The following is a 26,107-nucleotide window of genomic DNA, read 5'->3' as shown; positions in this document are numbered from 1 at the left end:
AATGACCGCGCGCCGTTACCTCTTTCATCGCAATTGGACCCCGGCCTTCGCCGGGGGGGTAGTGAGGTAGCGGTTTGCTTCATGACTTGATCGCCGCGTGCGTGAGGGAACGGTAAGGGGACAACGTCCTGGTCCGCACAGGCTCACCCCCACCAGCCAACAAACCCCGTCAGACCCCATTCATGGAACCTGCGACATAGCGAGTCCGTTGTACGACGAATAGCGGCGCGTTGTGTCCGCTCTCCACGTACGGGAGACTCTCCATGTTTATGAAGCGCTTCGGCATCATCGGCCTAGCCTTGGGCCTCGGACTAGGCGTCGCGGGCTGCACCGATGGCTACGGCTATGGTGGCGCCGGCGTCGGCTATGCCAGCGATCCCTATTACGGCGGCGGCTACGGCGACGGTTATTATGGCGCAGGCTATGGCGGTTACGGCGGCGGCTATGACGGGTTCGCCGGCTATGGCGGCCTGAACTCCTATTACGGTTGGGCCGGCGATTATTATTATCCCGGCTCGGGGGTCTACGTCTACGATCGCTACCGCCGCCCGCACCGCTGGAACGGCAACCAGCAGCGCTATTGGCAGGGCCGCCAGCAGTATCGCGGCAACCGCAACGACGGCGGTCGCGGCAATTGGGGCGGTTTCGCCAACCGCGGCAATGGCGGCCGAGATGGCGGCTGGCGCGGCAACCGTCCGGGCTATCAGGGCAACCCCGGCACGCCCGGCCAAGGCCAGTTCGGCAACGGACGTCCCGGCCGCGGCGACGATCGCGGCCGTGGTCCCGATCGCGGCCATTTCGGTCAACCCGGCCAGCCTCCGCAGCCCGGCCAGGTCACGAACCCACAGCAGCCACAAGCCCAGGGCGGCTTCCGCGGCAATCGCGGCGACGGTGCGTTCCGAGGCAATCGCAGCGGCGGCGGCCAGCGCTTCGGGGGCGGACGGCAAGGCGGGGGCCGTCAGGGTGGCGGCAACCGCGGCGGCGGTCGTCCGGCGCAATAAACAGAGCAGGTCTGTTTACGCGAAGGCGCGAAGGCGCGAAGGCGCAGAGGCGCGAAGAGAAGGATTAGTTTTTTCACGCGGAGACGCGGAGACGCGGAGAGTAGTTAAAGAGCGGTGCGGTCCACTCACGGCGACAGCGAAGCTCATGACGAAGCTCTGCCATACTAAATCTCTCCGCGCCTCCGCGTCTCCGCGCGAACAAATCTTCTCTTCGCGCCTTCGCGCCTTCGCGTGAATATAAAGGCCTCAAGCAAAGGCGGGACGTCGTGATGGGCAAAAACCCGACAATTAACCGGCCGGCGCTTCCGTCGGGCGTGTCGCCACCAACCCATTAGACACGAACGTCATCACCATCACGTCGTCCTGATTGAACACCCGCATCCGACTCTTGAAGATCCCCATCTCCGGCCGGCTCGCCGACACCCGCTTCTCCAGGATCTCGGTCTCGCACCGCAAGATGTCTCCCGGATACACCGGCTTCACCCACTTCAGTCCGTCGATCCCTGGCGACCCCAACCCAGCCTGCCGGTTCTCCTTCAAATTCGCGACCACCATCGACATCACCATCGCACACGTATGCCAACCGCTCGCCGACAACCGCCCGAAATGCGTCTGCGCCGCCGCCTCGTCGGACAGATGGAACGGCTGCGGATCGTATTTCGCGGCGAAGTCCATCACCTCCTCGCGGGTGACGGCATAGGCGCCGAACGACGCGGTCCGACCAACCTCGATATCCTCGAAATACTGCATAGCCTCTCCTTTTATCGTTGCAGCACCTTCTGGAAGGGTGCGTCGGTGCCGTCCAGCCCCGCCTCGGCCGGCAACCCGATCAGGTCGCGCAGCAAGGGCTCGATCGCGACATTGTCGAAGCTCGCAATCGTCTTGCCGCGAGCGAACGCCGGCCCGTTGGCGATGAACAGCGCACGCATCTCCGGCGCCATGTTGTCATACCCGTGCATCCCGCCGACCGAAGCCTTGGTCGGCGCGCTCGGATCGACCCGCCAGCCGACATCGGCGAGGCACAGATAGCTCGGCACCCGCGGGTTGCGTCCATAATGGAACCGCGCCGGAATCTCCCCCTTCCGCCAGCATTGCAGATGATCGTGGCGGGTCAGCAACCGCGCCTCCAGGGCCGCCTCATGCCCCGGCACCGCGAACAGGGTCGCGTACGGCCCCATCTCGACGGTGCGATAGTCCGCCTTGTCCGCGATCGTGTCGAGCGCCACAACCCGCGTGCTGCTCGTCGCCGCCATGCCGTGGTCCGCGACGATCACCAGGTTCGCCCGCTGCCCCAGCGCGGCCAGCCCATCGACCAGCGCGCCGATGCTCGCATCGACATCCGCCACGGCCTGGGTAACGCCAGCGCTGTCGGGCCCGCCTGCATGCCCGGCGCTGTCGACCGTATCGAAATACAGAGTCACCAACTTGGGACGTATGGCGGCAGGCCGCCGCATCCAGTCGAGCACCGCGTTGACGCGCTGTGTCCCCGAAACCTGCTGATTGAACTGCTGCCAGTCCTCCGGTCGCGTACCGCCCTCGATCGCACCATGGCTGTCGGCCTTCACCGTACCCCCGACCGCGACGTTCGCGCCCGGCCAGAACATCGTCGCGGTGCGGATCCCCGCCTTCTCCGCATCGACCCAGATTGGCGAGCTCTCGCTCCACCAGAACGGATCGTCGGTCGCCATCGTGAAGCTCTCGCCCGGCCGCGCCGGATCCTCCATCTTGTTGCCGACGATCCCGCTGCGATCGGGCCGCAGCCCCGTCACGAGCGTCCAGTGATTGGGAAAGGTGACGCTCGGAAACGACGGCCGCATGCTCGCGAACACCCCGCCCGCGCGCAGCCGGTTAAGGTTCGGCGTCACGCCACGATCGAGATAATCCGGTCGAAACCCGTCGATCGACACCAGGATGGTAACCGGCGCCCGCGCCTCGCCCGGCATCGTAGCCACCGCCGTCGATGCAGGCGCGGGCGCAGTGATCGGCGCGAGAGCAGGTGGCGTATACGGATAAGCACACCCTGCAAGCAGGGCGGCGAGCGTCAGCGCGATGAACTTCGGCGCAGTCTTCATGAGTGTCGTCCCGAACGAGTCCCGAATGCGCGGCTCTCTACGCGCGCAAATGGGCAGACGAAAGCGCGCTGACGAGGACGATGCGCTAAGCTTTCGTCAACCCTCTCGAATTAGCGTCGGGCGATGGGACGCGCGTTCATCATCGCAACCGCTGGCGCATCGGCACTCATGTTCGCCGGCGTGTGGACCGCGACGGCGCCGTCACCGGTCGTGGCCGCACCCGAACTTGCTCTCCAAGCGCCGTTGCCGATCGAAACGCCCGAGACGGCTACCGAGGTCGACCGCGTCGTCGCGTACCGACCGATCGTGGCGGTCAAGCCGAAGGATAGCGCGCCGTACAACGTCGATCGCGCACCCTATCGACGCTCGCCACCGGTCCGCGACACGGGATCGGAGAATTCGGTCTATTATAGCGGGTGCCGAGAAGCGCGGGCCGCCGGCGCCGCGCCGCTCTATCGCGGCCAGCCCGGCTACCGCGCCGGCATGGACGGTGACAATGACGGGATCGCCTGCGAACCTTATCGAGGCTGACCCGTCACCGTTGCGTGTCGATCAGCTATGCAGGAAGTGCATCACGTCGCCGTCATGGACGACGTACGCCTTGCCTTCCGCGCGCAGCTTGCCCGCCTCGCGCGCCTTCGATTCGCCACCCAGCGCGATGAAGTCGTCGAACGCGATCGTCTCGGCGCGGATGAAGCCCTTTTCGAAATCGCCGTGGATCTCGCCCGCCGCCTGCGGTGCGGTCGCGCCCTCGTGGACGGTCCAGGCACGTGCTTCTTTCGGGCCGACCGTGAAGAACGTCAGCAGGTGCAGCAGCTTGTACCCGGCGGTGATGACGCGCGCGAGGCCGGTCTCTTCCAGCCCCAACTCGCCGAGAAACTCGCCGCGATCCTCCGCCGGCATCGTTGCGATCTCCGCCTCGATCGCCGCCGACACCACGACCGCCTCGGCGCCTTCGGCCTTCGCCTTCTCGAACACCCGCGCCGACAGCGCATTGCCGTTCGCCGCATCGCCCTCGTCGACGTTGCACACGTACAGCACGGGCTTGGCCGTCAGCAACTGCGCCTGCGCGAACACGCGCGCCTCGTCCTCGTCCTTCGGCACGGTCAGCCGCGCGGGCTTGCCTTCGCGGAGCAGTTCGAGCGCCTGGCCGAGCACGGCGGCGCCGATCTTGGCTTCCTTGTCGCCCTGCATGCCCTTCTTGGCGAGGTTCGGCACGCGCTTCTCAAGGCTCTCGAGGTCGCTCAGCATCAGCTCGGTGTCGACCGTCTCGGCGTCTGCGATCGGATCGACCTTGTTGTCGACATGCGTCACGTCGCCGTCCTCGAAACAGCGCAGCACGTGGACGATCGCGTCGACCTCGCGGATGTTGCCGAGGAACTGGTTGCCGAGCCCTTCGCCCTTCGACGCGCCGCGCACGAGGCCGGCGATGTCGACGAAGCCCAGCTGTGTCTCGATGATCTTCTGCGATCCGGCGATCTTCGCGAGCGCGTCGAGCCGCTTGTCGGGCACGCCGACGTTACCGACGTTCGGCTCGATCGTGCAGAACGGATAGTTCGCCGCCTGCGCCGCGGCCGTCTCGGTCAGCGCGTTGAAGAGAGTGGACTTGCCGACGTTCGGCAGCCCCACGATGCCGCAGCGAAAACCCATGATATGCCCTTGGTATAAGAATGTGGTGGCGCTTTAGGGCAGGGCGCGGAGGAAGGCCAGCGGAGGACGCCTGCGCGCATCATCGGCGCCAACTCAATTATCTCCACCACCCCGGCGAAGGCCGGGGCCCAGTTGGGCAACGTCGCTAACGGAAGGTCGGCACGCCGTTATTGCCACCTTTCCAACTGGGCCCCGGCCTCCGCCGGGGTAGTTGCTCAGTTGGACGGCAGCCCTGATCGACCCACTCGATTGCCGCAGTGCAGCAAAATAATCATACCGAACGGTAGTTATCATATGGTCGACGATTATATCCCGAGTCCAGCTTGAGATAGATCAGGAATTCCATGACCACCACCGCCCACGGCTACGCCGCACAATCCCCAGAAACCCCGCTCGCCCCGTTCAGCTTCGAGCGCCGCGAACCCGGCAAGACCGACGTCGCGATCGACATCGCATTCTGCGGCGTCTGCCATTCCGACCTCCACACCGCCAAGGGCGAGTGGGAAGGCACGCTCTACCCCTGCGTCCCCGGCCACGAGATCGTCGGCCACGTCACCGCAGTCGGCAGCGACGTCACCAAGTTCAAGGTCGGCGACGTCGTCGGCGTCGGCTGCATGGTCGACAGCTGCGGGGAGTGTCCGTCGTGCAAGGACGGCGAAGAGCAATATTGCGAGACCACCGGTTTCGTCGGCACCTATAACGGTCCCGATCCCGTGCTTGGCGGCCACACCTTCGGCGGCTATTCGGACAAGATCGTCGTCGACGAAGGCTTCGTGCTGAAGGTCTCGCATCCCGAGGCCGACCTCGCTGCGGTCGCGCCGTTGCTCTGCGCCGGCATTACGACGTACTCGCCGCTCAAGCACTGGAAGGTCGGCCCTGGGCAGAAGGTCGGCATCGTCGGTCTTGGCGGTCTCGGCCACATGGGCGTAAAGATCGCCAACGCGATGGGCGCCGAGGTCTATGTCTTCTCGACCTCGCCAAACAAGCGCGACGATGCCAAGCGTCTCGGCGCGAAGGACCTGATCGTGTCGAAGGACGAAGCCGCGATGGCCGAACACGCCAACAGCTTCGACTTCATCCTCAACACCGTCGCGGCGAGCCACAACCTCGACACCTTCACCGCGTTGCTGAAGCGCGACGGGACGATGACGCTGGTCGGCGTCCCCGAGCACGCGCATCCGTCGCCCTCGGTCGGCAACCTCATCTTCAAGCGCCGCGCGATCGCCGGCTCGCTGATCGGCGGTATCGCCGAGACGCAGGAGATGCTCGATTTTTGCAACGAGCACGGCTTGGTATCGGACATTGAGATGATCCGCATGGACGAGATCGAACCCTCGTATCAGCGCATGGTGAAGAGCGACGTGAAGTACCGCTTCGTCATCGACATGGCCTCGATGAAGACGGCGTAACCGGGCAGGGGGCGGCGTGCCTTGTATTACGCCGCCCCCACTGCTCCCTCCCCTTCAGGGGAGGGTCGGGGTGGGGCAGTGCCACGAGCGCATGCATCCGCGGCCAAGCCCCACCCCAACCCTCCCCTGAAGGGGAGGGGGGAATATGGTGCCGGACGCTTCCACAAAAACCACCACCCCGGCGAAGGCCGGGGCCCAGGTGGGAAGGCCAGTGTCATGAAGGGCAGTCCTTCGTTAGCAATGTTGCCCAACTGGGCCCCGGCCTTCGCCGGGGTGGCGGCCATCACCGCGCCGGACTGCGCTTTACCTCACCACCGATAATTAAAACTGATACTGATCCGCTCACCCTTGGCAGCATTCGGCACGACCTCATGCCGCAACCAGCTCTCCCACAGAAAAACGCTCCCCGGCTTGGGCTCCGCATAAACAAACGTCCGCAAATCCTCCGCCGCATCCTCCAGCCGCGTCGGCGCCGCCATCATCATCGGCAACCGCGGATCCTCCAGCTTCAACGCCCCAGCCCCCTCGGGAATCGCCACGTACATCGTCCCGGAAACGACGCTATGCGGATGGATATGCCCAGAATGCGCGCCACCCGGCTTCAGGACGTTCACCCAAAGACTGTCGAGCTTCAACTTCCGCCCGCCGAGATCGAACGCGCAATCCTTCGCGAACTGCGCGACATGCTTGTTCAGCAGCCGCACCAGATCCCCGAACCGCGGATCGCGCAGCGGCAGGTCGTTCAGCGACGCATACGACGTATACCCGCGATACCCATGCGCCTTCGACCACGCGACGCCCGCGCGATCCGCCTTGGCCAGTTCGAGCGCGGCATCCTCGAGTTCCTCGACCAGATCGTCGTCGCCGAGATCGGCCTCGTAGAACCGCGTGGCAAACAAGGAACGGGTAGTCATGGCTGCATCCTCAACGCGACATCGTTCATGAAGCGGACGTCGTCGCCTTCCGCCAGCCACTTGGCCTCCGCCGCGACCGCGCCGAGCATGTCGCTCAACGGCTCGATCTCCGCCTTCGCATAATTCCCGAGCACATAGCCGGTCACGCGATCCTTGTGCCCCGGATGCCCGATCCCCAGCCGCACGCGGCGAAACTCCGGCCCCAGATGCTGGTCCGTCGAGCGTAGCCCGTTATGCCCCGCGGTCCCGCCGCCGGTCTTAACCTTCACGCGGAACGGCGCGATGTCGAGTTCGTCGTGGAACACGGTCAGCGCCTCGACGCCGAGCTTGTAGAAGCGCAGCGCCTCGCCGATCGCGCGACCGCTCTCGTTCATGAAGGTCGCGGGCTTCAGCAGAAGGATTCGCTCGGAGCCAATCCGCCCCTCCTGCGTCCAGCCCTGGAACTGCTTCTTGACCGCGCCGAAGCCATGCACCTCGGCGATCGCGTCGGCGACCATGAACCCGACATTGTGCCGGTGCATCGCATATTGCGCCCCCGGATTGCCGAGTCCCGCCCAGATCTGCACGTGTGATTCTCCAAAAGACGCGTCGGCCACGTAACCGTGTTCTCCTGCGAACGCAGGAGCCCAGGGTAACGGGCGGCGGCGCTGCTTGATCCTGGACCCCCGCGTTCGCGAGGGAACAGTAAGGGGCAGCCCCATAAAACGAAACGGGCGGGAAAGCCCTAGCTTTCCCGCCCGCCAGATCATCCGAAGACGAAGGAGGTTAGTCCTTCTTCTGCGGCGTGATCTTGTCGTCGTCGCTATCGTCGTCGTTAGGCTCGACCGGGGTCTCTTCCTCGGCAGCAGCCTCGGCAGCCTGAGCTTCGGCGACTTCAGCCTCGAGCTCTTCGTCCTCGACGGTCGGCACGGTCGGCGGCACGATCGTGGCGATTGCGAAGTCGCGGTCGTCGATCGCGGGCGTCGCGCCCTTGGGCAGCTTCACGTCGCTGATGTGGATCGAATCACCGATCTCCAGACCGGCGAGCGAAATCGTGATCTCGCTCGGGATGTCCGAAGCGTCGACGACCAGCTCGATCTCGTGACGCGTGATGTTGAGGACGCCCTTGCCCTTCTTGATGCCCGGTGCGTCGTCCTCGTCGGTGAACGCGATCGGCACCGCGACAGTGACGGTCGAATGCTCGCCGATGCGCAGGAAATCGACATGGATCGGACGATCCGAAACCGGGTGGAACGAGACGTCCTTCGGCAGCGTGCGCACGCCGTTGACCATCACGACGGAATTCATGAAGTGGCCGGTCATCAGCGCCTTCATCAGCGCCTTTTCCTCGAGGTGAACCGAGGTTGGTTCCTGGTTCAGGCCGTAGATCACGGCAGGCACGCGGCCATCACGACGCAGCGCCCGGGAGGCTCCCTTGCCAACCCGGTCACGCGTCTCGGCTGCGAGCGTCAACTGGTCGCTCATCTGTATTCTCCGAAACTCGTTTGTTGTCCTTCCCGCCCACGCCTCCAGGGATGACCATGGACCGGAAGCGCGGGCGCATAGCGGAAGTGGGGGGCAAAAGCAATTCTGCGCCTTGGGAGTGCGTCCCCGCCAAATGCCGTCACCCCAGCGAAAGCTGGGGTATCCCCGTAACGAAGCGCGCTCCAGCCGCACGAGACCCCAGCTTTCGCTGGGGTGACGGAATGGTTGGGCGGGGCGTCGCGATTAACCCGGCAGATTAAAACCGGTAGTGGTCAATACTTCACCCGCTCGGCCTTCACGCCAAGCTTAGCCAATTGCGCCTGAACGCTATCCTTGCCCGCCAGATGCCCCGCACCAACCGCGATGAACACAGTCCCCGGCGTCCCGAGCCGAGTCTTCACCCACTCCGCCCAACGCGCGTTACGATCCACCAGCAACACCTTCGCCACCTCCGGCGAATCCTTCAAACTATCGTTCATCTCTTTGGCCAAAGCCTCGGGATCCCCCTTCGCCCATTCGTCGACCATCGTCGCCATCGTGCTTTCCAGCTTCGGCAACTCGTCGATCGTGCTCCCGAGAAACTGCAACTGCGCGGTCTGCGACAACCCGCCGAAATAGCCGAGCTGCTGCTCCGCCGTTTCCAGCCCGATCACGGGCTTCCCCGCAGCCTTCGCCGCCGCCGTAATCACCTGCTCCGGCCCGTTCGCCGAATCATAGCCGAGCTTCGAAAGCGGCGCGATCGACAGGTTGGTCGCCGCCAGCCACGGCTTGAACCGATCGAACGCATTCGCCGGCAGCCCGAGATCGGTCACCGCCTTCGCATACGCCGCACGCTTGTCCGCGGGCAGTTGCTCGGTCAGCGTCGGCCCGTCCTTCGACACGCCGGTGGCCATCACCAGCGACTGCATCTTCGCGGGATCGGGCATCACCAGCTCCAGCACCACCTGGTTCGAGCGATCGAACGCGGTCTTCACCGCCTCGTCGAACCACGTCATGCCGGGCTTCAACACATGGATCGTCCCGAACAAATAGATCGTCGTGTCCTTGTCCTTCACCACCCAAAGCGCTGGATCGGCATCGTTCGCGGCTTGAACAGGCTTCGGCGCGACCTGCGCACAGGCGGGCAGGGCGAACGCCATCGCGATGGCGGACAGCGCGGATCGGAACGACGCGATCTTCGAAAACAGCTTCAAGGGGAGGGCATCCTTACCGTGAGTTCGCCCCCATGTAGGACGCCCGACCGCAACGCACCACTTGCCTCCCGCACCCCCATCCGCCAAAGCCCGCGCGTGACCAAATCCGTGACAAAGCCTCTTAGCTTCCAGCGCATGATCCTCACGCTCCACGATTACTGGAGTGAACACGGATGCCTGATCCTGCAGCCCTACGACATGGAAATGGGCGCGGGTACCTTCCACACCGCCACGACGCTCCGCGCGCTCGGGCCGAAACCGTGGAACGCCGCGTTCGTCCAGCCCTGCCGCCGCCCGACCGACGGCCGCTACGGCGAAAACCCCAACCGGCTCCAGCATTACTACCAGTATCAGGTCATCCTGAAACCGAGTCCCGCCAACCTCCAGGAACTCTACCTCGGCAGCCTCGCGGCGATCGGCATCGACATGCTGCGCCACGACATCCGCTTCGTCGAGGACGACTGGGAAAGCCCGACGCTCGGCGCCTGGGGTCTCGGCTGGGAGGTCTGGTGCGACGGCATGGAGGTGACGCAGTTCACCTATTTCCAGCAGATGGGCGGCTTCGACATGAAGCCCGTCGCCGGCGAACTCACCTACGGGCTCGAGCGCCTGGCGATGTACATCCAGGACAAGGACTCGGTCTACGACCTCGCGTTCAACGACGCCGGCGTGACCTACGGCGACGTGTTCCTGGAGAACGAGCAGGAGATGTCGAAGTGGAACTTCGAGATCGCCGACACGGACTCCTTGTTCGACCAGTTCCGCAAGCACGTCGCCGAATGCGAGAACAGCCTGTCAGCCAAACTCCCGATCCCAGCCTACGAGCAGGCGATCAAGGCCAGCCACATCTTCAACCTGTTGCAAGCCCGCGGCGTAATCTCCGTAGCTGAACGCCAAGCGTATATGGGCCGCGTCCGAGACCTCGCGAAGGGCGCCTGCGCCGCCTGGATGGACAAGCACGGATGGGCGGCGTGATGCGCCCCCGCAGCGCCGCAGGCCTCAACCAATCCTTCTTATCTCTTCGCGCCTTTGCGCCTTCGCGTGAGAAAATCTTGTTCACGCAAAGGCGCGATGGCGCGAAGATGGAGCGTTCCGCGTGACTGATTTCCTCCTAGAACTCCGCTCAGAAGAAATCCCGGCACGGATGCAAGCGCGTGCGCGCGAAGATTTGTCGAAGCTGTTCACAGCCGAGCTCGCCAAGGCCGGCATCGCCACCAGCGCCATCGTCACCTACGCGACCCCCCGCCGCCTGACGCTGATTGCGCGCGACCTGCCGCTCGAGACCGCCGCCGTCTCCGAGGAAACCAAGGGCCCCAAGACTTCCGCCCCACCCCAGGCGCTCGAAGGCTTCCTCCGCAAAACCGGCCTCACCCGTGAGCAACTCGTCGACCGCAACGGCACGCTCTTCGCGGTCACCGAAAAGCCCGGCCGCGCCACCGCAGCCGTGCTCGCAGACGCGATCCCCGCGATCGTCCGCGCGTTCCCGTGGCCGAAGTCGATGCGCTGGGGCGACGCCTCCGCCAGCACCGAATCGCTCCGCTGGGTCCGCCCGCTGCAAGGCATCGTCGCGCTGCTCGGCGAAGAGATCGTGCCGTTCGAGATCGCCGGCATCGCCAGCGGAGCCGCCACGCTCGGCCACCGCTTCCACCACCCGTACCAGATCACGATCGGCGGCGCGCACGACTATGTCGAGAAGCTGCGCGCCTGCCACGTCATCGTCGACCACGACGAACGTGCCACGCTGATCCGCGACCACGCCCGCGAAGCCGCCGCGCAGGCCGGTCTCGAACTCATCGAGGACGAGGGCCTCGTCGCGGAGAATGCAGGCCTGACGGAATGGCCGATTCCCCTGCTAGGCCAGTTCGACCCCGCGTTTCTCGACGTCCCGCCCGAGGTGATCCAGCTCACCGCGCGCGTGAACCAGAAATATTTCGTCTGCCGCAGCGCCGACGGAAAATTGGCGAACGCGTTCGTCTGTACCGCTAACATCGCCGCGCACGACGGCGGCGCGAAGATCGTCGAGGGTAACCGCAAGGTCCTCGCCGCGCGCTTGTCGGACGCGAAGTTCTTCTACGACACCGACCTCAAGGTCCCGCTCGAAGAGCAGGCCGAGAAGCTGTCGAAGATCGTCTTCCACGAAAAGCTCGGCACCGTAGCCGACAAGGTCGACCGCGTCGCGAAGCTCGCCCGCTGGCTGGTAGAAGAGGGTATAATCCTCCCCGGAACGGGGAGGGGGACCAGCGAAGCTGGTGGAGGGGGCGCGCCACGAAGCGCAGCGTCCGCGGAGAACCCCCTCCACCCTCAGCCTATGGCTGACGGTCCCCCTCCCCTTGCAGGGGAGGAATTGGCTACCCTCGCAGAGCGCGCAGCCCGCCTCGCCAAGGCAGACCTCGTCACCGGCATGGTCGGCGAGTTCCCCGAGCTACAAGGCCTGATGGGCGGCTACTACGCCGCCGCGCAGGGCGAGCATCCGGCAGTCGCCACTGCCATCCGCGACCACTACAAGCCGGTCGGGCAGGGCGATGACGTCCCCACCGACCCGGTAACGGTCGCGGTAAGCCTGGCGGACAAGCTGGATAGTCTTTTCAAGTTCTTTGAAATTAACGAAAGGCCGTCGGGTTCGCGTGACCCATTTGCTCTGCGTCGGGCGGCTTTGGGCGTCATTCGAATCATAGCCGATAATAATCTGCGCTTGCCACTCGTTCGGGCGATGTTGATTGCGAGCCGAGAGCAATTCACCGGTAGCTGGCAGCAGCCTAGTATTTGGGAAACTCACGTCGAGGACACTTTTTCCCGTTCGAATTCTGGTGAAATGGAAGCAATAGTAAAGCTGGTTTTGCGAGGGCATGGTTTCGAACTTCTCGACTTCTTCGCCGACCGCCTCAAAGTCCAGCAACGCGAAGCCGGCGTCCGGCACGACCTGATCGACGCGGTGTTCGCGCTCGGGGGCGAGGACGATCTCGTCCGCCTGCTCGCGCGCGTCCACGCGCTCCAGGCGTTCGTGACCACCGAGGACGGCGCGAACCTGCTCGCCGGCTACAAGCGCGCCGCCAATATCCTGAAGAAGGAGGCCGCCCCCAAAGCCGTCACCCCAGCGAAAGCTGGGGTATCCGCGGGGAGCGAGGGACAGGAGCCGCAGGAGACCCCAGCTTCCGCTGGGGTGACGGACGGGGCTGCTGATCTGACGGATATGGCTGCTGGGATGAAGGACGGAGAGGGGACCCCCGCGCAACAAACGCTGTCCTACACCCCCGAACCGGCAGAGACCTCGCTGATGACCGCGCTCGACTCCGCCGAACCCCGCGCCACCGCCGCGATCGAGCGCGAGGATTTCGCCGCCGCGATGGCTGCGCTCGCCTCCCTCCGCGCGCCGATCGACGCGTTCTTTGATAGCGTTATCGTCAACGATTCCGATCCCGCCAAGCGCTCCGCTCGTCTCGCGCTACTTGAGCGAGTCCGCGCCGCAGTGCACAATGTCGCAGATTTTTCGAAGATCGAGGGCTGATTGAAACCGGAAGTGCAGACGGCTCCCAGCGTCTGTACTTCCTATACTTCACTTTTGCCCCACCCATAAAAACAAGCACTTAGAGGACCCGCGATGACCCAATATGTGTACCGCTTCGGCGGCGGTGTTTCGGATGGCGGCAAGGGCGACAAGAACCTGCTCGGCGGCAAGGGCGCGAACCTCGCCGAGATGGCGTCGATCGGCCTGCCGGTCCCGCCGGGCTTCACCATCTCTACCGATTTCTGCGCGGTCTATTACGACGAGGGCGGCAAGTTCCCCCAAAGCCTGCGCGACGAGGTCGCCACCGGCCTCGCGCACATTGAGGGCGTCACGGGCAAAAAGTTCGGCGATCCCGCTGACCCATTGCTCGTCTCGGTCCGCTCCGGCGCCCGCGCCTCGATGCCGGGGATGATGGACACCGTCCTCAACCTCGGCCTCAACGACCAGACGGTCGAGGGCCTCGCCGCCAAGTCCGAGGACGCGCGGTTCGCCTGGGACAGCTATCGCCGCTTCATCCAGATGTACGCCGACGTCGTCCTCGAACTCGATCACGGCGCGTTCGAAGAAGCGCTGGAGATCGCCAAGGAAGACCAGGGCTTCACGCTCGATACAGAACTCTCGGCCGACGACCTGCGCAAGCTCGTCGCCGAGTATAAGGGCCTCGTCGAGAAGCTCTGGGGCAAGCCCTTCCCGCAGGACGTCCACGACCAGCTCTGGGGCGCGGTCGGCGCGGTGTTCGGCTCGTGGCAGTCCGAGCGTGCGAAAGTCTATCGCCGCCTCAACGACATCCCCGGTGGCTGGGGCACCGCGGTCAACATCCAGGCGATGGTGTTCGGCAACATGGGCGACACCTCGGCAACGGGTGTAGCGTTCACGCGCGACCCGTCGAAGGGCGACCGCGCCTATTACGGCGAATTCCTGATCAATGCGCAGGGCGAGGACGTCGTCGCCGGCATCCGCACGCCGCAATACCTCACCAAGACCGCGCGCGAAGACGCCGGCGCCAAGGCCTCGTCGATGGAAGAGGCGATGCCCGAGGTCTATCATCAGCTCGCCGACGTGTTCGACACGCTCGAAAACCACTATCGCGACATGCAGGACATCGAGTTCACGGTCGAGAAGACCAAGCTCTGGATGCTCCAGACACGCGCCGGCAAGCGCACCGCCAAGGCCGCACTCAAGATCGCCGTAGACATGGCGAATGAGGGGCTCATCACCTGCGAGGAAGCGATCCTGCGCATCGAGCCGATGGCGCTCGACCAGCTGCTCCACCCGACGCTCGATCCCAAGGCGCACCGCGATGTGCTCACCAAGGGCCTCCCCGCATCGCCGGGTGCAGCTTCGGGTGCGGTCGTGTTCGACGCCGATGCCGCCGAGAAGAAGGCGGCGGATGGCGTCGCGGTGATCCTCGTCCGGACCGAGACCTCGCCCGACGACATCCACGGCATGCACGCGGCCAAGGGCATCCTCACCGCACGCGGCGGGATGACGAGCCACGCAGCGGTCGTGGCACGCGGCATGGGACGCCCCTGCGTTTCGGGCGCCGGGACGCTCTCCATCGACGCCAAGGCGAAGATCATGCGTTGCGGCGGCCGCGAGGTGAAGGAGGGCGACCTGCTCACCATCGACGGCACCACCGGTGAAGTGATGATCGGCGCGGTCGCAACCGTGCAGCCCGAGCTGTCGGGTGATTTCGCCACGCTGATGGTCTGGGCCGACGAGGTCCGCCGCCTGAAGGTCCGCGCCAACGCCGAAACCCCCGAAGATTGCCGCGTCGCCCGCGAGTTCGGCGCCGAGGGTGTCGGCCTCTGCCGCACCGAGCACATGTTCTTCGAGAGCAGCCGTATCACCAACGTCCGCCAGATGATCCTGGCCTCGGACGAGAAGGGCCGCCGCGTCGCTTTGGAGAAGCTGCTCCCCGAACAGCGCAAGGACTTCACGGAAATCCTCGAGGTCATGGCGGGGCTCCCGGTAACGATCCGCCTGCTCGACCCGCCGCTCCACGAATTCCTCCCCCACGAGGAATCCGAATTCGCCGAAGTCGCGACCGCGGCCGGCGTCGATGTCGACACCCTCAAGCGCCGCGCGGCCGAGTTGCACGAGTTCAACCCGATGCTCGGCCATCGTGGCTGCCGTCTCGGCGTGACCTATCCCGAAATCTACGAGATGCAGGCACGTGCGATCTTCGAGGCGGCGGTCGATGTCGCGGAGAAGTCCGGCGCGGCCCCGATCCCCGAAGTCATGATCCCGCTCGTCGCGACCCGCCGCGAGCTGGAACTGATGAAGGCCGTCGTCGACAAGGCTGCCCAGGCCGTGTTCGCCGAGAAGGGCCGGACGATCGAGTATCTCGTCGGCACTATGATCGAACTCCCGCGCGCAGCACTGCGGGCCGGCGAGATCGCGGAAGTCGGCGAGTTCTTCTCGTTCGGCACCAACGACCTGACGCAGACCACCTTGGGAGTCAGCCGCGACGACGCCTCGCGCTTCCTCGGCGCCTATGTCGAGCAGGGCATCTACGCCAAGGACCCGTTCGTCAGCATCGACGTCGAAGGCGTCGGTGAACTGATCGAGATCGCAGCGGAACGTGGTCGCAAGACGCGCGCCGGCATCAAGCTTGGCATCTGCGGCGAACACGGCGGCGATCCCGCAAGCATCGCGTTCTGCGAAAAGGTCGGCCTCGATTACGTCTCGGCGAGCCCCTACCGCGTTCCAATCGCGCGCCTGGCAGCGGCACAGGCGGCGCTGTCGAAGAAGTAACGCTTATTCAAAGTGGCACCACCCCGATGAAGGCCACCACCCCGGCGAAGGCCGGGGCCCAGTTGGAACGTCCAGAGTAACGAAGGACCACTCCTAGTTACTCCGCATTCCCAACTGGGCCCCGGCCTCCGCCGGGGTGGTGAAATGGGGGTGCCCTAACCTCAGATTGTTTTCCCGCGAAGGCGGGGACCCAGACTGGGCTCCCGCCTTCGCGGGAGAACAAGGGGCAGGGGCTAACCTACCCCCGACCCTCACCGACGCTGATCGAAATCGAACCAGCCACGCTTGGTCCCATCGGCGTTATACGCCGGCCGGGCATAAGCCGGCCGCGCCGAAGACAGCGCCCCAGACCGCGACGTATCGACGACCGTATCACGCCCGACAACCGCATCACGTCCGACCACTGGCGCCCGTTCGACAACCGGAGCCGCAACCCGCGCCGCCTCGACGTCCTTCACCAACCGAGCATTCTCCCGCTCAGCCTCGACCGCCCGCTTCTCCGCCGCGGTCGCCCGAACATCCCCATCCTTCTTTACCGCAGCATGCGCGTCCCGCTCGGCCAGATACCGCGCCTTCCACTTCTTGCCCCCCGGATGGCTCGCCAGTCCGAACAGCCAGCCGGCGACGAAAACCAGCGCAAGCGCCGCGAACTGCGTAGGTGTGGAAAACAACGGCATCGTAAAAACCCTCCTGTTACGGGAGCCCAACGATCCGCCGAGCCAGCGGTTGCTTCAGGTCTTGATCAGCGCATCGGAGATCGAACACGCCGCCGGCCCAAGGATGACGACGAACAGCACGGGAAGGATGAACAGGATCAGCGGGATCGTCATGATCGCCGGCAACCGTGCCGCCTTCTCCTCGGCCCGCATCATCCGCTCGTTGCGGAATTCGCCCGACAACACGCGCAGTGCAGACGCGAGCGGCGTGCCGTATTTCTCGGTCTGGATCATCGTCGTGACGACGCCCTTCACCGCATCCAGCTTCACCCGCTGTGCCAGATTCTCGAACGCCGACCGTCGATCCGTCAGGAATCCGAGCTCGATCGCAGTCAGCGTGAACTCCTCGCCAAGCTCGGGATAGGCCCGCCCCAGTTCTCGCGCGACGCGGTGGAACGCGGCATCGACGGTCAACCCGGCCTCCGCGCAGATCACAAGCAGATCGAGCGCGTCGGGAAGCCCCTTACGGATCGCGTCAGAGCGCTTCTTGATCTTGTTGTCGAGATACAGATCCGGCGCCTTGTAGCTCAGGATGAAGGTCAGCGCGACGAGGCCGTATTTCTTCAGCGGCGACCAGGTCGCGAAGCCGTCGGTGCCGTACACCCAGTACAACATGGCGCTGCCCAGCACGATCGGCAGCACGAGCCGGCCGAAGATCACCGCCGGGGCCCATTCCTTCGACCGGATCCCGGCCTGCATCAGCTTGAGCTGGACCGCCTTGACCTGGCTGTCCTGCAACATCTTCATCGACGACAGCATGCCGCGCATCTTGTCGGCGGTGTCGTTGCGCTGGACGAGCTTGGCGCGCCGCTTGGTCGAGGCGGTGATACCTGCCTTCAACTGTTCGCGGCGATCGTTGAGCGCCTTCACGCGCTTGGTCATCGGATCGCTGACCGTGGTCGCGGCATAGATCGCGACCATCACCGCGAACGCGGCAACGCCCGACAGGATCGTCGCGACCCATAATACGTCGAATCCGAGCAGGGTTGGTCCGGCCGTCGTGCCCATCATTGCGCCCCTAAATCTCGAAGCTGATCATCTTGGACATGATGAAGGCGCCGATCGCCATCCACACCATGCCGCCCATGCCGATGGCCATCAGCCGCTCGTCGATGAAGAAATTCTGCATGTAGGTCCCGTTGATGAACCAGATCAGCCCGAAGACGATGAACGGCAACGCGCCGATGATATACGCCGATGCCTTGGATTCCGACGACATCGCCTTGATCTTGAGTTTCATCTGGCCGCGCATGCGCAGCACGTGCGACAGGTTGGCGAGCGTCTCCGCCAGATTGCCGCCGGTCTCGCGCTGAATCGCGATCGTGATCACAAAGAACTGGAATTCGGGCGTGCCGAGCCGGTCTGCAGTCTCCTGCAGCGCCGCATCCATCGTCCGGCCGATCTTCATCTTGTCGCTGACCGCGCGGAACTCCTCGCCGACCGGGCCCTCGACCTCATGCCCGACGACGCCGATCGTCTCGCTGATCGGCAGGCCCGAGCGCAAGCCCCGGACCAGCAGGTCGATCGCATCGGGAAACTTCGCGGTGAACTTGCCGATCCTCCGCTGGATCGTCTTGCCGACGATGAAATGCGGCAGGCCGACGCCGACGAACACACCGAACAGCAAAGCGAGCAGGATCGGCAGCCCTTTGAGCAGCATCAGCGCCGCGACGACCACCAGTATCCCCGCGGTCGCCATGCCATATTGGCCGACCGTCCAGGTCTTGCCGGTCATCGCGAGGCGCTTGGCGAGCTGGACCGGATTGGGGAGGATGCGCCCGAAGGCGAGATCCATCTTGGTATCGCGGTTCATCGAGATACGTCGCAGCTGCGCTTCGGCAACTACCAGCGCGTCGCCGTGACGTTCGCGCAGCGAGGCGATCCGGCGCGACTGCGCGCGGCCGGCGGACGGTCCCGCAAACGCGAACGCGATCATCCCGAGCACGATCGCTGCGCCGAGGATGACCAACAGGAACGGCATCATCTCCATCGCAGCTATCGCCTTCCGCTCGTCGCGGTCCGGAAGATCCGGCTGCGGCTCATTTGGTTTTCGCCTTGACCGTGCGCTTCGGGATCAATCCCTTCAGGTCGCCAAACTTGCCGATCAGCGATTTGCCCTTTGGCTTGGCGCCATCGGCTGCACTGTCCGGGACGGCGGAGGCGATCGCGGTCACGAGTGCCATGATCGGTGCGATCGTCTTGGACGCCTTCCCGACCTCGGCGAACGGCTTGCCGAGCTTGGCCGCCTGCGCCGCGAGCTTCTGGTCGAAGGGCACGACATAATCGATCTTGCGTTCGATCGAGCCCTCGAAATCCTTGCGACTGATCTCGAGCTGGCCGCCGGCATGCATCCGGTTCGCAAGCACGAACAACTGCGTCTGCGGCGCGTTCGTCTTCATCCACGACAGGATGCGGATCGTGTCGCGGGCGGATGCAAGCGTCAGTTCGGTGACGATCACGCCGAGCTGAACATCGCTGACGAGTTGCGGATGCTGGATCAGCATTCCCCGCGGCAGGTCGACGACGGTGCATTCGAACGCCGCGCGCATTTCTTCCTGCAACTGGTAGAACGCCGATCCATCGGTGACGAGCGGCGCATTGATCGGCGCTTCGGCGGACAGCACCGACAGTTTCTCCGACGCCTTGACCATCGCGCGTTCGATGAACAGCCCGTCGATCCGGCTCGGATTGTCGATCGCGTCGGTCAGGCCGCGGCCCGGTTCGAGGTCGAGGCTGAGTGCACCCGTGCCGAAATGTACGTCGAGATCGAGCAACGCGGTTGCGCGCTTTTCCTTGTCCGCGAGCAACCAGGCAAGCGACGTCGCGACCGTCGAGGCGCCGACGCCGCCACGCGTGCCGATCACCGCGACCGAGCAATGCGGTCGATCGGTCGAGATCTCGACATGCTTTGGCGTATTCAGCAGCGTCTGCGCATGACCGAAGGCCTCGCGCAGCATATCGGCGTGCAGCGGCTTCAGGAGATAGTCCTGGATCCCGCTCGACACCAGGTCGCGGTAGAGGCGGACGTCATTGACCTGCCCGGCGGCGATCACCACCGTACCGGGCTCGCAGACTTCGGCCAGCGCATTGATATCGTTCAGCGGGTCGCCCGATTCGGCGAGATCGACGAACAGGATCTGCGGCGATGCGGACACCGACAGCGACTGGATCGCGTTGCGCAGGCCGCCCTTGTGGATCTTCTCGACCGCCCAGCCGAGTTCGCTCGCGATCGGCCGCAGGGCCTCGGCGGTGATCTCGTCGCAGACATAGGCGGTAAACGGTTCGCGATGCGCGATGCCGCCCGGCTTCCAGGGTGCGTTCATCACTTCCCTCCCGTGCTGGACGCGGCAAGGCCGCCGGCCCCGGTCGGCGCCTTTTTGCGATAGGTGTCGATCGCCTTGTACGACACCGCCGTATCCGTCGTCTCGTTGCCGGGCGCGCCACGGACCAGATCCGCCGGGTTGGCGACCATCGCCGCAAGGTTGCGGTTGATCGCGCAGCCATAATTGGACGACGTGTTGGAGGTGAAGTCGTTGGTCGAATCGCGCGACCAGTCGGGGCAGCGCGGTACATCTGCATGCATCCGGCTGACGACGATTCGGATCGTCCCGGGCGCTACCGGTGCGGGCGTTACCGGCGCATCGGCACCGAGCAACAGGCCATATCGGGCAACCACGGCAGCGACATCGGTACGCGCCGCATACCCCTCCGCCGCCGGATCGTCGATCGCGACCCGGTCGCCATAGCTAAGCCGCATCGCGTCTAGCCAACTGGCCAGCCGTTGCTGCTCCCCACGGCCCAGCGCGCCACCGGCCACGCCTAGATCGAGCGCATAGTCCGATCGACTGACGACGGGTTGATGAACCGATTCGAGGCCGCGATTCTCCGTTCCCATGCAGCCGCCGAGCAGCAGCGGGGGGATCAGGAACGCTAGGATCGATTTGTTGATCATCGGAAATCCTTGGTGCGGGAGGCGCGTGGTCGGCTCGGGTTCGTCATCTCAGTTCGAGAAGCCGGGCGCCGGCACGCTGCCGTTCTTGGCTTTGCCGCCGGTGTTGCGCGTGGTTGGTGGCACGACGTCGTCTTCGGGGCGTCGCACATCGCCGCCGAGCGGTGTCGGACGCACCACCGCCGCTGCGCCGACCGAGGGTTGCGCATAGGAGGCAGGGGCAACCGTCGGAACGGGGCGTTTGCCGCCGCCGCTCGCACTGAGCGTCCCGAGCAATACCCGGTCGAGATCGGTCGGTGCGCGCGCGCCGTCGGTCGGCAGCGCGATGTCGCTGGCATTGTTGACCGGTTTCACCAGGTAAGGCGTGATGACGATGACCAGTTCGGTCTCGTTGCGCTGGAACGCGTTCGAGCGGAACAATGCGCCGATAATCGGCAGGTTCGAGAGTCCCGGGGTCTTGTCGTACGAGTTGTTGTGGCTGTTCGACAACAGGCCGCTGATCATCATGCTTTGACCCGAGCCGAGCTCGACGGTCGTCTCTGTGCGCCTGGTCGTCAGGCCTGGTACGCGCGTGCCGCTAAGCGTCACCGCGTTCGAATAATCGAGCTGCGAGACTTCCGGACGAACACGGAGCGAGATCCGTCCGTCCGACAGCACCGTCGGCGTATACGCCAGGCTGATGCCATATTGCTTATACTCGACCGAGACCGTGCCCAGCGCCTGCGCCAGCGGGATCGGGACTTCGCCGCCAGCAAGGAAAGTCCCGGTCTCGCCCGACAGTGCGGTGAGATTGGGATTGGCCAGCGTCGTCACCTGCCCGGTGGCTTCACCGAGATCGATCGCGGTCAGGAAATCCATCCCCAACAGCTTGCCGGCGATACCGAGCGTCGTGCGCTGTGCACCCTTGGTATAGGTCGATGTCTTTAAACCGGTCGTGGGATCATAGGTGATCGTGCCGGGCGTCCCCGACGTGCTGCCGAACAGGATTCCCGATCCGCTGCGGTCCTGCGTCAACAGGTTGACGCCGATGTTCTTGACGAAGCTGCGGCTGACTTCGGCGACGCGCACCTGAAGGTTAACCTGTAACGGCGTCGCGGTCTTCAGCCGCGAGAGGACTTTGGTTGTATCACCCACGAACGCCTGCACCAGGCGTTCGGCTTCGGCGGCATCCTCGGGGGCGAGGACGGTGCCGGTCAGCAGGATCAGGCCGTTCATCGGCGTCGCGACGACCTGCGCCTCGGGCATCGCCAGCCCGAGCATCTGCTGGACCGAATCGAGGTTGTTGCCGACCCGAACCGTTGCCGCATAGACGACCGCGCCGCCCTTGGTGGTGGCCGAGATCGTCGTCTCGCCGGTCTTCTTACCGAACAGATACAATTGGGTCGGCGAGCGGACCTGGACATCGGCGATCGAGTCGTCGGCGACGAACAGGTCGGTCATCGGCCGGGCGAGCGTCACCAGCCGGCCGCGACCGGTGTTGACCTGGACGACCGGCGAACCGGCCGGGGCGATCGCCGCGCCGCGGCGCTGGGCGAGGGCGGGCGCCGACGGTGCGGCACTCGCGGCAGCCAGGGCGACGGCCAGCGGCCAGCCCAGCGGGGTCATCCGGATACGCATGTCAGTTCTTCCCCCCGACCGGAACGATGGTCATTGCGTTGCCGCGTGCGATCCGGACCACCGGCCCCTGGACGATCGGTGTACCGCCGCCACCACCACCGGACTGCGCCATCGGCATGCCCTGCATCGGCGCACCGCCGCCTTCGATTGCTTTGCCGGGCACCGTGCTGCGCTGGTAGCGCGAAACGTCAGCACCGGTCTGATAGCTCGATGCGCCGGCCGACGGCTGGCTCGCGAGCCGTACCATCATGGCCTTTTCGGCCTTCGGATCATTGCCCTGCGGCACCTTCACGGCCCCAGAGGCGATCGCCTCCTCGAGTTCGGCCGAATTGTCGGCGATCGAGCGGAGCGACAGCGAGAGCGAGCCGAGCGTCTGCGCCACCGCCACCTGCTCGGCCATCTTGGGCGTCGCCTCGATCGTCACGTTTGAAAACGTGCGGACCTGCGTCTTGCCGTCTTCGCCGACGAGATTGTCGGTGCGCTGGTCGGTCGCGAGCACGCGGATGTTGCGCATGATCGTCTCGGACACCTTGAGCGGCTGGCCTTCGCCGCCGCCTGCGACCGTCTGCGTCAGGACCAGATCGATCCGATCGCCTGGAAACACGAAGCCTGCGACCGCGGCCTGCGCCGAGACGGGCACGGTGACCGCGCGCATGCCAGGTCCGAGTGCGGCTGCCAGGAAACCGCGATCACCGGGCTTCACCAGCGACCCTTGCGTCACCGGTTGCCCGGCGGTGATGATGCTGCGCACCACCGTGCCCTGCAACGACTGGAGATTGGTCTTGTCCCGGAGATAATAGGCGTTGTCGACCAGCTCCTTCGGCCAGGGCTGGAATTTCAGCGCGGTCGCGTCGAGGATCGTGCCGACCGGCAGCGATCGGGTCGCGACGAGCACCTCGGGGCCGTCGACCACCGGGGCGGTCATGGCGACCGCCCCGGCTTGCGGCGCCGAGCTTCCGGCGATCAGCGTTCTGGCAAAGAATGCTGTGATGGCCGCGACAATCAGCGCGCCAGCCAGCAATATGATTTTACGACTGTCCATGACTAGTTCGTGCCTTTCAGGCGCCGGAATTCTGCTTCGGCGTTAATCATGACTGAAACTGATTAAGGAGTGGTTCGCGCAGCGCGAGCAGCCCTGCGAATGCTATAGCCACGCCGTACGGGACTTCGATCGCCGCCGATGTCTTCTTGATAAGGCGCTCGGCCATCATGACGAGGGTGACGACGCCGCCTGCGATCGACATGACCATCAGCATCGAGAGGAACGCGGGAAACGGCAACCACAAGGCCAGCGCGACGATAAGCTTGACGTCGCCGCCGCCCATCAGGCCGAAATGGAACGCGACCAGGAACGCGGCGAACACCGCGAGTGCGACGCCCAGCTGCAATACGACGTCGGGCCAGATTTCGAGCCCGTTGGCGTACCACCAGACCGGCGCGAGCAACGCGACCGCGGCATTTTTCCAGTTGGCGATTTCCCGCGTTCGCGCGTCTTCGATGCCGGCGGACACCAGCAGGCCGCCAAGCGCGAAAATCAAAATTGGAAGAGCAATGTTCCACCCCATCGGCTAGACCCTAACGAAGATGGCTTTCGAAAAAGTAACCGTCCCGACCGATTCTTCGTTCGGCTACACGCACGTAGCGGAGCGTGGTGGCGCCGAGGCGGTTCGGCGTGCGATTCCGGCCGGTGCGCGAATCGGGTATTGGACTGCCCCCGACGGCTGGGCACTGCGCCGCTTCGACTGGCCTGCCGACGCAGTATCGCGGCCGCCGCGGGGCGCGGTGCTGTTCCAGACCGGGCGCGGTGATATCTTCGAAAAATACCTGGAGACGTTTGCGCATCTCCATGCACACGGGTGGTCGGTCACCGCGTTCGACTGGCGCGGGCAGGGGGGCTCGGGACGGCTTTCCGGGGACCCCCATGTCGGCCACGTCGACGATTACACGATCTATGACCGCGACCTGGCGGCGTTCTGGTCGGACTGGGTGGCGGAGCGGGGGGTAGCGAGCCAACCTCACGTAATCGTGGGACATTCGATGGGTGGCATGATGGTCGTGCGCGCGCTCGCGGCACGGTCGATCCAGCCTGATGCCGCGATTCTGGTGGCGCCGATGATCGGGCTGAAGTCACCGGTCGGCGCCGGGATCGCCGGTCGTGTCGCTCGGTGGATGGCGTCGCGCGGCAATCCCGCGCGGGGTGCTTGGCGCAGCAACGAGCGGCCCGGCTCGATCGCGTCGCGGCAATCTCTGCTGACGCATGACGCGTCACGTTATGATGACGAGCGCTGGTGGCAGGCGGAAAAGCCCGCGCTGTGCCTTGGCCCGCCGAGCTGGTCGTGGTTGGCGCAAGGCTTTGCCGCCGCCGCTGCGCTTGCGGTCGATCCGCGGATCGAGACGATGGAGACGCCGGTGCTGATACTTGTCGCGGAAGCCGACAAGCTGGTCGATCCCCATGCGGCCTTGCGGCTCGGCGCGCGGTTGCCCGATGCGCAGATCGTCCGGTTCGGCCGCGAATCGGCGCATGAGATCCTCCGCGAGGCGGACGGCGTGCGTGACCGGGCCTTGGGCGCCATCGATTCGTTCCTCGATGCCGTCGTGCCGCCCCGTCCGTAATGGCCGCGTTCGCGACGCCCGTGTTCGGACCGGTTTACGACGTGGCGATCGTCGGTGCGGGCATGGCCGGCGCCAGCCTCGCCGCCGCCCTCGGATCGGACGCGCGCGTCCTCGTTCTCGAGGCGGAGGCGGTGCCCGGCTATCATGCCACCGGACGATCCGCGGCGTTCTGGTCGGAGACCTATGGCGGTCCGAATATCCAGCCGCTGACCACCGCCTCGGGGCCGCTTCTCCACGCCGGCGGTCATGTCGCACCGCTCGGATCGGTGCATATTGGTCGCGCGGGGGACGAGGCGGCGATCGATGCCTTCCTTGCGGCGTTCGCGGATAGCGCGGTGGTCCTGGATCCGGTCGAGCCCGCTGCGTTCGTCCCTGGCCTGCGAGCCGACTGGGTGTTCGGCGTGCAGGAAGCGAGTTGCGCCTATATCGATGTCGCGGCGTTGCATGCGGACAGCATCGCGACCGGCCGGCGTGCCGGCGCGCAATTCGTTACCGACGCTGCCTTCGTCGAGGCACGCCGCGCCGACAGTATCTGGACGATCGTCACAACCGCGGGAACCGCGCGTGCACGGATCCTGGTGAACGCTGCCGGGGCGTGGGCCGACCGCGTCGCGATCGGCGCGGGGGCGAGGCCATTGGGTCTACAGGCGTATCGTCGGACGATGGCGCAGTTGCGGACCGATCCCGGTGCGCCGGATACCATGCCGCATGTCGCGGACATCGCCGGGGGGTTCTACTTCAAGCCCGAATCGGGTGGGCGGTTATGGCTCAGCCCGCACGATGAAACCCCGACCGATCCTTGCGATGCCGCGCCGGAAGAGATCGATGTCGCGATTGCGATCGATCGGTTCGAGCGCGTCGTCGACTGGCGGGTCGCTGCGGTCGAGCGACGCTGGGCCGGGCTGCGGACGTTTGCGCCCGATCGCGTGCCGGTCTACGGCTTCGACCGCGATGTTCCCGGCTTTTTCTGGTGCGCGGGGCAGGGCGGCTTCGGGATCCAGACGGCACCTGCCGCCGCCTTGCTCTCTGCCAGCCTGTTGCTAGGCACGGCCCCCGCCGCCGCGATCGCGACCCTCGATACGCAGCGCTACTCGCCCCATCGGTTCGCCTGACAGGCGCGACGCTTCGCGAAGTTGACCTCGAAATCGCGAGTCGCGACCGCGCAAACTGATTTTCCCGGCCTGAAGACGATCCGCCGAGAAAAAATTCGCTTACCATTGTGATAAGCAAAAACGGGAATCTATTGA

Annotated in this window: 23 protein-coding genes; 8 read left to right on the top strand and 15 right to left on the bottom strand. The window is 65.2% G+C overall.

All coding sequences use genetic code 11. The annotated features are described in order from the left end of the window. Positions 1-263 precede the first annotated feature (263 nt). Positions 264-1,001, top strand: a complete 738-nt coding sequence (locus tag C8J40_RS00560; RefSeq protein WP_132895351.1) for a hypothetical protein — start codon at positions 264-266, stop codon at positions 999-1,001. 288 nt (positions 1,002-1,289) lie between these two features. Here the strand turns inward: C8J40_RS00560 and C8J40_RS00555 are convergent, their stop codons facing one another. Further along, positions 1,290-1,751: a MaoC family dehydratase gene (locus tag C8J40_RS00555; RefSeq protein WP_132895350.1), complete on the bottom strand. Its 462-nt coding sequence runs from the start codon at positions 1,749-1,751 to the stop codon at positions 1,290-1,292. A gap of 11 nt (positions 1,752-1,762) precedes the next feature. Continuing rightward, positions 1,763-3,073 carry an ectonucleotide pyrophosphatase/phosphodiesterase gene (locus C8J40_RS00550; RefSeq protein ID WP_132895349.1) on the bottom strand — a complete coding sequence of 437 codons (1,311 nt, stop codon included), beginning with the start codon at positions 3,071-3,073 and terminating at the stop codon, positions 1,763-1,765. 123 nt (positions 3,074-3,196) lie between these two features. On the opposite strand from C8J40_RS00550, the gene C8J40_RS20650 reads away from it, so the two are divergent. Then, positions 3,197-3,604 carry an excalibur calcium-binding domain-containing protein gene (locus C8J40_RS20650; protein WP_243693151.1) on the top strand — a complete coding sequence of 136 codons (408 nt, stop codon included), beginning with the start codon at positions 3,197-3,199 and terminating at the stop codon, positions 3,602-3,604. 21 nt (positions 3,605-3,625) lie between these two features. On the opposite strand, the gene ychF is transcribed toward C8J40_RS20650, so the two are convergent. Then, a complete protein-coding gene (gene ychF / locus C8J40_RS00540) occupies positions 3,626-4,723 on the bottom strand; it encodes a redox-regulated ATPase YchF (protein ID WP_056047251.1) in 1,098 nt (365 codons plus the stop codon). Positions 4,724-5,067: 344 nt separating this feature from the next. On the opposite strand from ychF, the gene C8J40_RS00535 reads away from it, so the two are divergent. Then, positions 5,068-6,132: an NAD(P)-dependent alcohol dehydrogenase gene (locus C8J40_RS00535; protein WP_060523893.1), complete on the top strand. Its 1,065-nt coding sequence runs from the start codon at positions 5,068-5,070 to the stop codon at positions 6,130-6,132. Between the two features lie 308 nt (positions 6,133-6,440). Here the strand turns inward: C8J40_RS00535 and C8J40_RS00530 are convergent, their stop codons facing one another. From C8J40_RS00530 to C8J40_RS00515, 4 genes are all read right to left on the bottom strand, one after another. Then, on the bottom strand, positions 6,441-7,046 hold the full coding sequence (locus C8J40_RS00530; protein ID WP_056047257.1) for a TIGR02466 family protein: 606 nt from the start codon (positions 7,044-7,046) through the stop codon (positions 6,441-6,443). Beyond that, positions 7,043-7,612, bottom strand: coding sequence for an aminoacyl-tRNA hydrolase (gene pth / locus C8J40_RS00525; protein WP_060523895.1), 570 nt, complete (start codon positions 7,610-7,612; stop codon positions 7,043-7,045). The genes C8J40_RS00530 and pth overlap by 4 nt, the downstream gene beginning before the upstream one ends. A gap of 199 nt (positions 7,613-7,811) precedes the next feature. After that, positions 7,812-8,510, bottom strand: coding sequence for a 50S ribosomal protein L25/general stress protein Ctc (locus C8J40_RS00520; protein ID WP_132895348.1), 699 nt, complete (start codon positions 8,508-8,510; stop codon positions 7,812-7,814). 272 nt (positions 8,511-8,782) lie between these two features. Next, positions 8,783-9,649, bottom strand: a complete 867-nt coding sequence (locus C8J40_RS00515; protein WP_132895810.1) for a TraB/GumN family protein — start codon at positions 9,647-9,649, stop codon at positions 8,783-8,785. A 189-nt stretch (positions 9,650-9,838) separates the two neighbouring features. Here C8J40_RS00515 and C8J40_RS00510 point away from each other — a divergent pair, with 189 nt between their 5' ends. The 3 genes from C8J40_RS00510 to ppdK all read left to right on the top strand — a co-directional run bounded on the left by C8J40_RS00510 (position 9,839) and on the right by ppdK (position 15,965). After that, positions 9,839-10,678, top strand: a complete 840-nt coding sequence (locus tag C8J40_RS00510) for a glycine--tRNA ligase subunit alpha (RefSeq protein ID WP_132895809.1) — start codon at positions 9,839-9,841, stop codon at positions 10,676-10,678. Positions 10,679-10,799: 121 nt separating this feature from the next. Next, positions 10,800-13,208, top strand: a complete 2,409-nt coding sequence (gene glyS, locus C8J40_RS00505) for a glycine--tRNA ligase subunit beta (protein ID WP_132895347.1) — start codon at positions 10,800-10,802, stop codon at positions 13,206-13,208. 93 nt (positions 13,209-13,301) lie between these two features. Then, entirely contained in the window at positions 13,302-15,965 is a 2,664-nt protein-coding gene (gene ppdK / locus C8J40_RS00500; RefSeq protein ID WP_132895346.1) for a pyruvate, phosphate dikinase, read from the top strand. Positions 15,966-16,216: 251 nt separating this feature from the next. Here the strand turns inward: ppdK and C8J40_RS00495 are convergent, their stop codons facing one another. Genes C8J40_RS00495 through C8J40_RS00460 form a run of 8 tightly spaced genes read right to left on the bottom strand, consistent with a single transcriptional unit; the run spans position 16,217 to position 23,812 of the window. Beyond that, positions 16,217-16,642 carry a hypothetical protein gene (locus tag C8J40_RS00495; protein ID WP_132895345.1) on the bottom strand — a complete coding sequence of 142 codons (426 nt, stop codon included), beginning with the start codon at positions 16,640-16,642 and terminating at the stop codon, positions 16,217-16,219. Positions 16,643-16,696: 54 nt separating this feature from the next. Next, positions 16,697-17,689, bottom strand: coding sequence for a type II secretion system F family protein (locus C8J40_RS00490; RefSeq protein WP_132736827.1), 993 nt, complete (start codon positions 17,687-17,689; stop codon positions 16,697-16,699). 10 nt (positions 17,690-17,699) lie between these two features. After that, on the bottom strand, positions 17,700-18,671 hold the full coding sequence (locus C8J40_RS00485) for a type II secretion system F family protein (RefSeq protein ID WP_132895344.1): 972 nt from the start codon (positions 18,669-18,671) through the stop codon (positions 17,700-17,702). Positions 18,672-18,720: 49 nt separating this feature from the next. Next, a complete protein-coding gene (locus C8J40_RS00480; RefSeq protein ID WP_132895343.1) occupies positions 18,721-20,004 on the bottom strand; it encodes a pilus assembly protein CpaE in 1,284 nt (427 codons plus the stop codon). Continuing rightward, entirely contained in the window at positions 20,004-20,633 is a 630-nt protein-coding gene (locus C8J40_RS00475; RefSeq protein WP_132895342.1) for a CpaD family pilus assembly protein, read from the bottom strand. The genes C8J40_RS00480 and C8J40_RS00475 overlap by 1 nt, the downstream gene beginning before the upstream one ends. A 48-nt stretch (positions 20,634-20,681) precedes the next feature. After that, a complete protein-coding gene (locus C8J40_RS00470) occupies positions 20,682-22,247 on the bottom strand; it encodes a type II and III secretion system protein family protein (RefSeq protein ID WP_132735687.1) in 1,566 nt (521 codons plus the stop codon). Between the two features lies 1 nt (position 22,248). Then, complete coding sequence (gene cpaB / locus C8J40_RS00465) at positions 22,249-23,289, bottom strand: Flp pilus assembly protein CpaB (RefSeq protein ID WP_132895341.1); 1,041 nt, start codon at positions 23,287-23,289, stop codon at positions 22,249-22,251. 46 nt (positions 23,290-23,335) lie between these two features. After that, positions 23,336-23,812, bottom strand: coding sequence for a prepilin peptidase (locus C8J40_RS00460; protein WP_132895340.1), 477 nt, complete (start codon positions 23,810-23,812; stop codon positions 23,336-23,338). Positions 23,813-23,831: 19 nt separating this feature from the next. Between C8J40_RS00460 and C8J40_RS00455 the strand changes: the two genes are divergently transcribed. Both C8J40_RS00455 and C8J40_RS00450 read left to right on the top strand, forming a co-directional pair. After that, positions 23,832-24,860 carry an alpha/beta hydrolase gene (locus C8J40_RS00455; protein WP_132895339.1) on the top strand — a complete coding sequence of 343 codons (1,029 nt, stop codon included), beginning with the start codon at positions 23,832-23,834 and terminating at the stop codon, positions 24,858-24,860. Then, a complete protein-coding gene (locus tag C8J40_RS00450) occupies positions 24,860-25,972 on the top strand; it encodes an FAD-binding oxidoreductase (protein ID WP_132895338.1) in 1,113 nt (370 codons plus the stop codon). Before C8J40_RS00455 ends, C8J40_RS00450 begins: the two co-directional genes overlap by 1 nt. Positions 25,973-26,107 lie beyond the last annotated feature (135 nt).

It is taken from the genome of Sphingomonas sp. PP-CC-3A-396 (assembly GCF_004343105.1).
GTDB lineage: Bacteria > Pseudomonadota > Alphaproteobacteria > Sphingomonadales > Sphingomonadaceae > Sphingomonas.
The sequence above is the reverse complement of the archived record's forward strand: the minus strand, read 5'-3'. Positions and strand labels throughout refer to the sequence as shown.

Bases quoted from the DNA above. Each gene is read 5' to 3' on its own strand.
- C8J40_RS00560 (WP_132895351.1), top strand. From the start codon at position 264: ATGTTTATGAAGCGCTTCGGCATCATCGGCCTAGCCTTGGGCCTCGGA.
- C8J40_RS00555 (WP_132895350.1), bottom strand. From the start codon at position 1,751: ATGCAGTATTTCGAGGATATCGAGGTTGGTCGGACCGCGTCGTTCGGC.
- C8J40_RS00550 (WP_132895349.1), bottom strand. From the start codon at position 3,073: ATGAAGACTGCGCCGAAGTTCATCGCGCTGACGCTCGCCGCCCTGCTT.
- C8J40_RS20650 (WP_243693151.1), top strand. From the start codon at position 3,197: ATGGGACGCGCGTTCATCATCGCAACCGCTGGCGCATCGGCACTCATG.
- ychF (WP_056047251.1), bottom strand. From the start codon at position 4,723: ATGGGTTTTCGCTGCGGCATCGTGGGGCTGCCGAACGTCGGCAAGTCC.
- C8J40_RS00535 (WP_060523893.1), top strand. From the start codon at position 5,068: ATGACCACCACCGCCCACGGCTACGCCGCACAATCCCCAGAAACCCCG.
- C8J40_RS00530 (WP_056047257.1), bottom strand. From the start codon at position 7,046: ATGACTACCCGTTCCTTGTTTGCCACGCGGTTCTACGAGGCCGATCTC.
- C8J40_RS00520 (WP_132895348.1), bottom strand. From the start codon at position 8,510: ATGAGCGACCAGTTGACGCTCGCAGCCGAGACGCGTGACCGGGTTGGC.
- C8J40_RS00515 (WP_132895810.1), bottom strand. From the start codon at position 9,649: ATGGCGTTCGCCCTGCCCGCCTGTGCGCAGGTCGCGCCGAAGCCTGTT.
- C8J40_RS00510 (WP_132895809.1), top strand. From the start codon at position 9,839: ATGATCCTCACGCTCCACGATTACTGGAGTGAACACGGATGCCTGATC.
- ppdK (WP_132895346.1), top strand. From the start codon at position 13,302: ATGACCCAATATGTGTACCGCTTCGGCGGCGGTGTTTCGGATGGCGGC.
- C8J40_RS00495 (WP_132895345.1), bottom strand. From the start codon at position 16,642: ATGCCGTTGTTTTCCACACCTACGCAGTTCGCGGCGCTTGCGCTGGTT.
- C8J40_RS00490 (WP_132736827.1), bottom strand. From the start codon at position 17,689: ATGGGCACGACGGCCGGACCAACCCTGCTCGGATTCGACGTATTATGG.
- C8J40_RS00485 (WP_132895344.1), bottom strand. From the start codon at position 18,671: ATGGAGATGATGCCGTTCCTGTTGGTCATCCTCGGCGCAGCGATCGTG.
- C8J40_RS00480 (WP_132895343.1), bottom strand. From the start codon at position 20,004: ATGAACGCACCCTGGAAGCCGGGCGGCATCGCGCATCGCGAACCGTTT.
- C8J40_RS00475 (WP_132895342.1), bottom strand. From the start codon at position 20,633: ATGATCAACAAATCGATCCTAGCGTTCCTGATCCCCCCGCTGCTGCTC.
- C8J40_RS00470 (WP_132735687.1), bottom strand. From the start codon at position 22,247: ATGCGTATCCGGATGACCCCGCTGGGCTGGCCGCTGGCCGTCGCCCTG.
- cpaB (WP_132895341.1), bottom strand. From the start codon at position 23,289: ATGGACAGTCGTAAAATCATATTGCTGGCTGGCGCGCTGATTGTCGCG.
- C8J40_RS00460 (WP_132895340.1), bottom strand. From the start codon at position 23,812: ATGGGGTGGAACATTGCTCTTCCAATTTTGATTTTCGCGCTTGGCGGC.
- C8J40_RS00455 (WP_132895339.1), top strand. From the start codon at position 23,832: ATGGCTTTCGAAAAAGTAACCGTCCCGACCGATTCTTCGTTCGGCTAC.
- C8J40_RS00450 (WP_132895338.1), top strand. From the start codon at position 24,860: ATGGCCGCGTTCGCGACGCCCGTGTTCGGACCGGTTTACGACGTGGCG.